The 7,944-nt window shown below is 33.7% G+C and carries 13 protein-coding genes; all 13 read right to left on the bottom strand.

Features of this window, described 5'->3' with window-relative positions; translation table 11 throughout:
* Nucleotides 1-325, bottom strand: a 325-nt coding sequence (locus ENL20_02705) for a DUF721 domain-containing protein (protein ID HHE37465.1), incomplete at its 3' end; no start/stop codon positions are given.
* Between the two features lie 3 nt (nucleotides 326-328).
* Nucleotides 329-889 carry a hypothetical protein gene (locus ENL20_02700; protein HHE37464.1) on the bottom strand — a complete coding sequence of 187 codons (561 nt, stop codon included), beginning with the start codon at nucleotides 887-889 and terminating at the stop codon, nucleotides 329-331.
* Nucleotides 890-905: 16 nt separating this feature from the next.
* Nucleotides 906-1,355: a 50S ribosomal protein L9 gene (rplI, locus tag ENL20_02695; GenBank protein HHE37463.1), complete on the bottom strand. Its 450-nt coding sequence runs from the start codon at nucleotides 1,353-1,355 to the stop codon at nucleotides 906-908.
* Nucleotides 1,330-2,205 (bottom strand): DUF2232 domain-containing protein, encoded by an 876-nt coding sequence (locus ENL20_02690; GenBank protein ID HHE37462.1) that lies wholly within the window; start codon nucleotides 2,203-2,205, stop codon nucleotides 1,330-1,332. The genes rplI and ENL20_02690 overlap by 26 nt, the downstream gene beginning before the upstream one ends.
* Nucleotides 2,206-2,226: 21 nt before the next feature.
* Nucleotides 2,227-2,568, bottom strand: coding sequence for a 30S ribosomal protein S18 (gene rpsR, locus ENL20_02685; GenBank protein ID HHE37461.1), 342 nt, complete (start codon nucleotides 2,566-2,568; stop codon nucleotides 2,227-2,229).
* Between the two features lie 9 nt (nucleotides 2,569-2,577).
* Entirely contained in the window at nucleotides 2,578-3,024 is a 447-nt protein-coding gene (locus ENL20_02680) for a single-stranded DNA-binding protein (GenBank protein ID HHE37460.1), read from the bottom strand.
* Nucleotides 3,014-3,325, bottom strand: coding sequence for a 30S ribosomal protein S6 (gene rpsF / locus ENL20_02675; GenBank protein ID HHE37459.1), 312 nt, complete (start codon nucleotides 3,323-3,325; stop codon nucleotides 3,014-3,016). Before rpsF ends, ENL20_02680 begins: the two co-directional genes overlap by 11 nt.
* Nucleotides 3,326-3,431: 106 nt before the next feature.
* Entirely contained in the window at nucleotides 3,432-4,010 is a 579-nt protein-coding gene (locus tag ENL20_02670; GenBank protein HHE37458.1) for an aminoacyl-tRNA hydrolase, read from the bottom strand.
* An 8-nt stretch (nucleotides 4,011-4,018) separates the two neighbouring features.
* Complete coding sequence (locus tag ENL20_02665; protein ID HHE37457.1) at nucleotides 4,019-4,669, bottom strand: 50S ribosomal protein L25; 651 nt, start codon at nucleotides 4,667-4,669, stop codon at nucleotides 4,019-4,021.
* Nucleotides 4,670-4,707: 38 nt separating this feature from the next.
* On the bottom strand, nucleotides 4,708-5,655 hold the full coding sequence (locus tag ENL20_02660) for a ribose-phosphate pyrophosphokinase (GenBank protein ID HHE37456.1): 948 nt from the start codon (nucleotides 5,653-5,655) through the stop codon (nucleotides 4,708-4,710).
* Nucleotides 5,656-5,663: 8 nt separating this feature from the next.
* A complete protein-coding gene (gene spoVG, locus ENL20_02655; protein HHE37455.1) occupies nucleotides 5,664-5,990 on the bottom strand; it encodes a septation regulator SpoVG in 327 nt (108 codons plus the stop codon).
* Nucleotides 5,987-6,874 carry a 4-(cytidine 5'-diphospho)-2-C-methyl-D-erythritol kinase gene (gene ispE, locus ENL20_02650; protein ID HHE37454.1) on the bottom strand — a complete coding sequence of 296 codons (888 nt, stop codon included), beginning with the start codon at nucleotides 6,872-6,874 and terminating at the stop codon, nucleotides 5,987-5,989. The genes spoVG and ispE overlap by 4 nt, the downstream gene beginning before the upstream one ends.
* Nucleotides 6,777-7,944, bottom strand: a 1,168-nt coding sequence (locus ENL20_02645; GenBank protein HHE37453.1) for a polysaccharide biosynthesis tyrosine autokinase, incomplete at its 5' end; no start/stop codon positions are given. The genes ispE and ENL20_02645, both read right to left, overlap by 98 nt.

The raw sequence follows: 7,944 nt of genomic DNA, 5'->3' as shown, positions 1-7,944 counted from the left end.
TTCTTCTTTTTGGCTTTGGTTTTTTGTATCTGAACTGAGCATCTTTCAGGAAAATAACAATATCATCTAATTTTATTTTCAGAATTAAATCTATATCAGCAATTATTTTACTTTTTCTGAGGATGAGTTCCTGCATCCAGACATTATTGGAAACAGCAATAAAAAGGACATTATGTTCCAGTTTGTGAATTGAAGCTCGATCTGAGAGGATATTTCCAACGATCTTTTTCCAGTTAAAAAATAAGGTGAGAATATCTTTATGTTCATTACCGGCAATAGAATACACAAGATCGTGTAATTTATCACCGGCCTGAACTAAACTCATAAATTACTCTTTTTTCAAAAACAGGGAAAATCCCCACCAGGAAAAGATCGCCAACATGATTGCACCCCAATAAGTCGTTCCCAGAGCATCATAAGTACGATTGAAATATTCTATCAGGAAATTCATTGTTCCTAAAGCAGGAATTGAGGAAATGACAACCAGCATTAAATAACCGAGTGATTTAGTGGTTATATTGCTTTTTTTGGAATTATTAATGATGGAAACAGCGATTGCTCCCAGTATGATCAAAATTGCTGTAATGATCGTGATGATCAAGTAGGAAAAGAAGGGAAGATCAATTTTTCGATAGATCATATAAGGTGTTATCAAAGCAATAACCAATAAAATTATCCCGATTATCTTTTGAAAAAGTAAAATGTTTTTCGGTTTGATCTCCTGTTTTCGATGATGTTTTTTCAAATATAAGTAAACTAAAGCAAATACGATAAGGAAGAAAACAGCGTAAACAGGAACTCCAACTTTTGGATTATCAGTGGCAAAACCAAATGAAGCAAAAGCTGCCAGCAAGACTATCCAACCGATTATACTGATGATCTTTTTCATGAAAAACCTCCCTTTTTCACTCCTTTTCGATCTTAATTTTCAGGATTTCTTTGATATCATTTGGAAAAACTATTTTAACTTCAAAATCACCAATCTCTTTCAAATGTTTTTCCATTGCAACATCTGTTTTATTGATTTCAATTTCTTTTTCAGCCAAAGCCTCAACAATATCGATCTCGGAAACAGAACCGAACAAATGATCATTTTCATCTGCTTTCCTGATGAAAGTTAGTTCTGTTGTTTTGATCTTTTCAGCGATCGCTTTAAATTTATTTTCGACTTCCAACTTCTCGATTTCTGCATCTTTTTTTATTTTTTCGATTCTTTGCAGATTATTTTTTGTGGCAATTAAAGCCAGATTTTTCGGTAAAAGAAAATTTCTGGCATAACCGTCAGAAACATTTACGACTTTTCCAGCTTCACCTAACTTATTTACATCCTTAACTAAGATGATTTTCATGCACATCCTCCGTAATCTTAATTTTTCTAAAATCAAACCAAATATCGAACATACCAACTAATGAGACCAGAACCAAAAGCGGCAAGTTCAGAGCCATCGCAAAGATCAGCAGGTATAATAAAAACTTGGATTTACTGAAGAAATTTCCCCAGTAAAAATCCAATATGGAAATACCCTGGATCAGGAACAAGGGAGCAACCATCAGAATTCCGTTTAACCCGACTACCTTTGTTTTCGGTAATAAAACGAGTACTAAAACGATAATGAGAAAATAGATCAGGAAAAAGGGTAATCTAATCTCATTATGTTTCCAGTTCGAACCTGCTCTTTTTGATAAGATCAATGCTCCGAGATAAGTTGCCGCAACAATGCCTGCTATCCAGATCGAGATATTGAAATTTTCCAGAAAAATCCTGGATTTCTCCAGAACATCGAGGAAAACATTTATTTGATCGGGATTGTTCTGGAAACTCGCGATAATGAGTTCTCTGGATTGTTCAAAAGCAACACTAACAGTTTCCAACAATTTTTTTCCTAACACAAGATGACGAAATAAACCATAAATCGTAGAATATAGAAAAACATAAATGATGATCATGGCGTAATCAAAATTCCTGGATTTCAGTTTGAAAAAAAGGTAAGAAGCCATTCCAATCCCGATTATTATATCGGACAACCTGACAGCATCGATGATATTCATAGATAGAAATATCAAGGTCGTGATCAGAAATATTAGATAAAATAATCCTTCTTTTTTGCTTTCCTGGTATTTCCCACTATATGCTATAATAAAGATCAATCCCAGAACCGGGGAAAACGCTGAAATTAGAACTGAAAGTATGGCAATAATAAACACGACATTATTTTTCTGTGAAAATTATTTTTCAGTGAAAGAGATCAATGCCATCTGGCGTGCTTTTTTTATTTCAATCGCTAATTTTCGCTGATGCTTGGCACAGGTTCCTGAGAATCGACGGGGAGTTATTTTCCCGCTTTCGGAAATAAATCGTCTCATCAAACCGACATCTTTATAATCGATAACCGCTTCTTTATTTTTACAGAAAAAACAGAACTTTTTTTTGAAGATGAACTTTTTTCTATCAAATTTTCGGTATTTCCCGGATGTGTCTTTCTTTTTGTATTTATTATAAGGTCTATCCTGTTTTTTGGGTGTTTCTTTAACTTCTGTTTTTTTTTCTTCTGTTTTCTTTTCTTCCATTAGTTACTCCTAAAATGGGACATCATCGTCGGTCACGGTTGCTTTAATGTTTTCTTTAGTTTCGGAAATTTCTGGTTCGGTTTTGGGAGTACTTTCTTCAGTTTTAATCTCTGTTCGTTCAAGGAAATGAACTCTACTGGATACTATTTCTGTTATTTTGCGATTCTGGTTTTCTTTATCTTGATATGTTCTCGTTTTAATATACCCTTCAACAACAACCGGACTTCCTTTGTGAAGATATTCAGCGCATTGTTCTGCTCGTCTACTCCAGACAACAACATCTATAAAACCGGTTTCTTCCTGCCATTCACCATCTTTCTGATAAACACGATTAAAAGCAAGAGATAATTTTGCAACGGGGGTACCGTTTGGTGTATATCTTAATTCCACATCTCTGGTCAATCTACCGCTTAATACAACGGAATTAATTCTCGGAAATCTTAGTTCATGAGCCATTTTTTCCTCCTTTTTTTTCTTTTACAAGAATGTTATAACGAATAATATTTTCGTTAATTCTGTAAATTCTCTCTAATTCTGAAATCATTTCCGGATCAAATTGGAAGTAATTTACGAAATAGTATCCTTCTTTGAATTTCTTGATTTCATAAGCCAGTTTTTTTTTACCCCATTCGTCGGTATTTTCAATGGAACCTTTGTTTTCGGTAATAAATGAAGTAATCTTCTCGTTTTCTTTTTTGGAATCGTCAATACTTAATTCTGGTGAGATGACGATCATGCTCTCATAGTTTTTTAACACATTTCCTCCTTTGGTCTATCGATTCTGAGAATTTAATTCACCTTCGTTCCCTCTTTTAAAAAGAGAGGGATGACTTCAATTTCCCTTCTCTTTGCAAGAGAAGGGATTAAGGGATGAGTTGATCAATTTTCTCAGAATAGGATTTTCTCAATTTGCTGTAAGTATCCAGCAAATCTTTAAAATCGCCCTTTATATATTCATTTAATAATGTTTCCGTAAATCCTGAAATAACTTTTAATATTTCCTGTTCACTTTTTGAAAAATCGGATAAAACATAATTCGAAAGAATTTCGTTTTCCGGTGAACCTACTCCAATTCTTAATCTATTGAACTTATCTGTTCCCAAAGCTTCTGCAATGGAAATCAGCCCGTTATGTCCTCCGAAACCTCCATCCTGCCTGATTCTGATCTCTCCAATCGGAAGATAGATGTCATCTACAATGATTAGAATATCATCGACTTTATATTTTGTAAGGATCGATGTAACAGCATTTCCGCTGTTGTTCATATAAGTTTTCGGTTTTACATAAAGAACATCGTTATCCTTAACAAAATCATACAAAAGTCTTTTTCGGAATGTGAAACCTTTCATTTTAACATGGTTTTCAATTACTTGAAAACCAATATTATGTCTATTGTTCCGATATTTTTTACCGGGATTTCCCAGCCCGATTATCAATCTCATTAAGTTGATTATTCTTTAGACGATCTTTCTTCAGAAGATTCTTCCTCAGTTTTCTCTTTTTCAGATTCTTCACCTTCGGCAGCTTCTTCCTCAGGAGTAACCTCTTCTTCTTTTTTCGGAGCTCGAACAGCTATTAATGGTGTATCTCCCGGTAATTCCGTATGCACATTGACCAGCTCGATATCAGTTAGATGGATTGTTTCTCCAATATTCAGTTCGGAAACATCGATCTCAATATTTTCCGGAATATCCTTCGGTAAGCATGAAACTTCTATTTTTCTCATTAGAACTTCTAACAAACCGCCAGCCTGTTCACCTTGTGAATGACCTTTAGTTTTGATTGGAACATTAACAGTTATTGTTTTTCCTTTATGAATTTTAAGAAAATCCAGGTGTACAAATTCTCTTGATACCGGATGAACCTGCCTTTCTTTTATAATTGTCTGGTATTCTTTTCCATTCAAAGTAATATCAAAAAAAGATATTTCACCGATTGTTTTATTATATTCCTTCAAAAAAGGAATTTTAGGTAAGGAAATTCTCATACCCTCTTTTCCTTCTCCGTAAATGATCCCTGGTATAAATCCCTCTTTACGCAAAGCGTTAAGATCAGATTTTTTACCTTTATCTCTCTCGATTGCTTCTATTTTTACATTCATTTTTCCTCCGTTGTAATCCCATTTTTTAAGTAGAACATCTATCTAAATAAGATACTTAGTGATTCTTCAATATGAATTTTTTTTATGGCAGTTGCTAAAAGTTCAGCAATTGAAATCTGAACAATTTTTTTACATTGTTTTTTCTCTTTTGATAGGGGTATGGAGTCCGTAATATAAATTTTTTCGATTGGTGAATCAACAATTCTTTCGATGGCATTTCCGGAAAGAATTCCATGAGAACAACCAGCAAAAACTTTTTTTGCTCCAAGCTTCATCAAAACATCTGCTATTTTTGTAAGACTTCCTGCAGTATCAACAATATCATCAAAAAGAATAGCTATTTTTCCTTTTACATCACCGATAACATTTAAAATTTCCGCTTTATCTATATTGCCGATCCGTCGTTTATCTCCGATCGCTAAATTGCAATTCAGTTTTTTTGCTAATTCCCGAGCTCGATTTGTTCCTCCGGCATCAGGAGATACGATCACGGCATTTTCTGTATCCAAATTGTTCTTGAAATACCTGGAAAAAATTGGTAATGCCGAGAGATGATCAACAGGAATATTAAAAAAACCTTGTATTTGCTCGGAATGAAGATCCATACTGACGATTCTGCTTGCTCCGGCTGTTGTTAAAAGATCTGCAACCAGTTTTGCAGTAATGGGTACTCTCGGTTGATCTTTTTTATCTGATCTTCCATAACTGAAATATGGGATGACACAATTAATTTTCTGTGCTGAAGCTCTTTTTAGAGCGTCGATCATGATCAACAATTCCATTAAATTATCATTAACAGGATAGCAGGTTGGTTGGACAATAAAAGTATCGGAACCACGCACATTTTCGTTTATCTTCACGAAAGTGTTGTCGTTGGAGAATTTGAAAGTTTCGGAATCTCCAAGTGGAATACCGGCATGTTTTGCTACTTCAACTGCTAATTTTTTATTAGAATTGCCTGTAAAGATTTTTAACTTTGAGTACATACTGATAGCTAAATTTCTCCTTTATCCTCGGATGAACTTTCCATTTCTTCATCATTTTTGGATTCAACAGCACTTAATGCTTCCTGAAGAACCTCTTTATATTTTTTTATAACGATCTGTTCTATCTGATTTCTTGTTTCAGTATTTATAGGATGAGCAATATCGCGATACTCACCGTTACTGACCCTTCGACTTGGCATAGCCACAAATAATCCATTTTCTCCTTCGATAACTTTGATGTTTCTAACAATGAAAGCATCATCAATAACAATGTTAACAAAAGCTTTCAACTGATTGCTTTCCCTGATAAATACTTTTACATCTGTAATGTTCATTTTGTTCTCCTTTTTGTTTTTGTGATTGTATTCCAATATTTTTTTTCGGTATAATGATCTGAATTTATTTTTGCATTTTTATGATCTTTAAAAAAACCGATAACTGTTGCTCCACTACCTGAAAGTATCGCATTTTCTGCCCCATTGTTTTTTAGATGAGTTATGATGTTTTGAATTTCAGGATATTTTTGACAGATCTTTTTTTCCAGACTGTTAAAACAAAGAGTCTTATTTTTTGATTTTAAAAGTTGTTTCCAGTCAGGATTTTCTTTTTCAGGAATTTCAACAATTTCATAAGCTTCTTTGCTGGAAATGGCAAATCCCGGATTAACCAATAAAATATTATTGAAATTCATATCATCTACCGGAGTGATTTTTTCTCCTCTTCCTTCACCAAGAGCACAACCACCAGTCAAGAAAAAATTTATATCACTGCCAAATTCAGAAGCGATATTATTGATTTCGACATCGGACATCTGTAAATTCCATAATTTTTGAAGAGCAAGGATCGTCTGAGCACCATTACTGCTTCCACCTCCTAAACCAGCTGAAACAGGAATATTTTTATTCAATACAACTTCTACACCTTTATTCACATTATGCTTTTTCTGTATAAAGAACGCTATTTGATATATAAGATTTTTTTCATTACTAAGAAAATCTTTGTTGCACAAAATCCTGATATCTTTATTTTCTGTCAAAAAAAAATCTATCGAATCGAAAAGGTCGATTTCAGAAAAAATTGTCCGGATTTGATGAAACTTATCACTCCTTTTAGCGATTACATCAAGAAATAGATTTATTTTTGCGTGAGATTTTCGGCATTCGTTTGCTTTCTTCTTCTTCTCTTCCATAATAGTAATAATAATAGTAGTTATATTCATAACTGCTGTAATATTTATGAGGTTGAACGCCGTTAATAATAGCTCCGGTAATATTTACATCTATATTGGTTAAAAGTTCTTTAGCTCTTTTGATAACCTGCTTATCTGCCATTGATACCCTGACAACTAAAAGCAGAATATCAACTTTATTCGCCAGGATCATGGTGTCTGTAACAGCGATTGCCGGAGGAGAATCAAGAAGTATCCAATCATATTTTTCTTTCAGAATATCCAAGACTTCATCCATTCTGTGAGAAGCTAAAAGCTCGGAAGGATTAGGAGGGATATAACCACTGGTAATAAGATCAAGGCTCGGAACTCTTGATTTTTTAATAAATCTCTCAATTTTCGTTGATTTATCAACAAGAAAATCACTTACTCCCATTTCTTTATCTTGACCGAACAAAGTATGAACAACAGGTCTTCGTAAATCAAGATCGACGAGGATAACCTTCTCATCCATTTGCGCTAAAGCAATTGCTAAATTTGATAAAGCTGTAGATTTACCTTCTTTAGGACCAGAGCTTGTAATTAAGATTGTCATCGGTTTTTTTTCTTTTCTTTTCGCGACAATATTAGTTCTTAGTATCCTGAATGATTCTGAAACTGAAGATTTCGGAGCGTAATGGGTAATCAATCTTGATTCTATTTGCTGCCGGATAATTTTCAATTTATCTTCGTCCGTATCTTCGCTGTCAGTCATCATTTTTTCAATATGATCAATATCTGATTCATAAACATGAATAAAAGGAATTGTTCCTAATAAGGGTAAAGCAACAAACTTGCGGACATCATCAAAAGTTCTGATCTTTGAATCTAAAGCATGCATTAATAAGGCCATTCCAACGCCTAAAGCCATTCCTAATACAATAGAAATCATCAAATTCAGTTTTTTATTAGGTTTAATTGGTTTGGTTGGAATTTGTGCTTCTTCGACAATTCTTACATTACCAATTTTGGATTTTTCTGCAATTTTTGCATCTTCATATTTTTCTGTTAACATCGAATAAATCTTATCATTTATTTCAAAATTTCGTTGAAGACGAGCAAGTTCGATTTCAGTATCAGGA

This window comes from Candidatus Cloacimonadota bacterium, assembly GCA_011372345.1.
Taxonomy (GTDB): Bacteria; Cloacimonadota; Cloacimonadia; order Cloacimonadales; family TCS61; genus DRTC01.
Note: the sequence above shows the minus strand (reverse complement) of the source record. Positions and strands in the feature narration are given on the sequence as shown.

What these genes read in the sequence shown, in the direction of transcription:
- rpsR (HHE37461.1), bottom strand. Translation starts at nt 2,568, where the DNA reads ATGGAAGAAAAGAAAACAGAAGAAAAAAAAACAGAAGTTAAAGAAACA.
- spoVG (HHE37455.1), bottom strand. Translation starts at nt 5,990, where the DNA reads ATGAACATTACAGATGTAAAAGTATTTATCAGGGAAAGCAATCAGTTG.
- ENL20_02665 (HHE37457.1), bottom strand. Translation starts at nt 4,669, where the DNA reads ATGAATGTAAAAATAGAAGCAATCGAGAGAGATAAAGGTAAAAAATCT.
- ENL20_02680 (HHE37460.1), bottom strand. Translation starts at nt 3,024, where the DNA reads ATGGCTCATGAACTAAGATTTCCGAGAATTAATTCCGTTGTATTAAGC.
- ENL20_02670 (HHE37458.1), bottom strand. Translation starts at nt 4,010, where the DNA reads ATGAGATTGATAATCGGGCTGGGAAATCCCGGTAAAAAATATCGGAAC.
- rplI (HHE37463.1), bottom strand. Translation starts at nt 1,355, where the DNA reads ATGTGCATGAAAATCATCTTAGTTAAGGATGTAAATAAGTTAGGTGAA.
- ENL20_02700 (HHE37464.1), bottom strand. Translation starts at nt 889, where the DNA reads ATGAAAAAGATCATCAGTATAATCGGTTGGATAGTCTTGCTGGCAGCT.
- ispE (HHE37454.1), bottom strand. Translation starts at nt 6,874, where the DNA reads ATGAATATAACTACTATTATTATTACTATTATGGAAGAGAAGAAGAAG.
- ENL20_02660 (HHE37456.1), bottom strand. Translation starts at nt 5,655, where the DNA reads ATGTACTCAAAGTTAAAAATCTTTACAGGCAATTCTAATAAAAAATTA.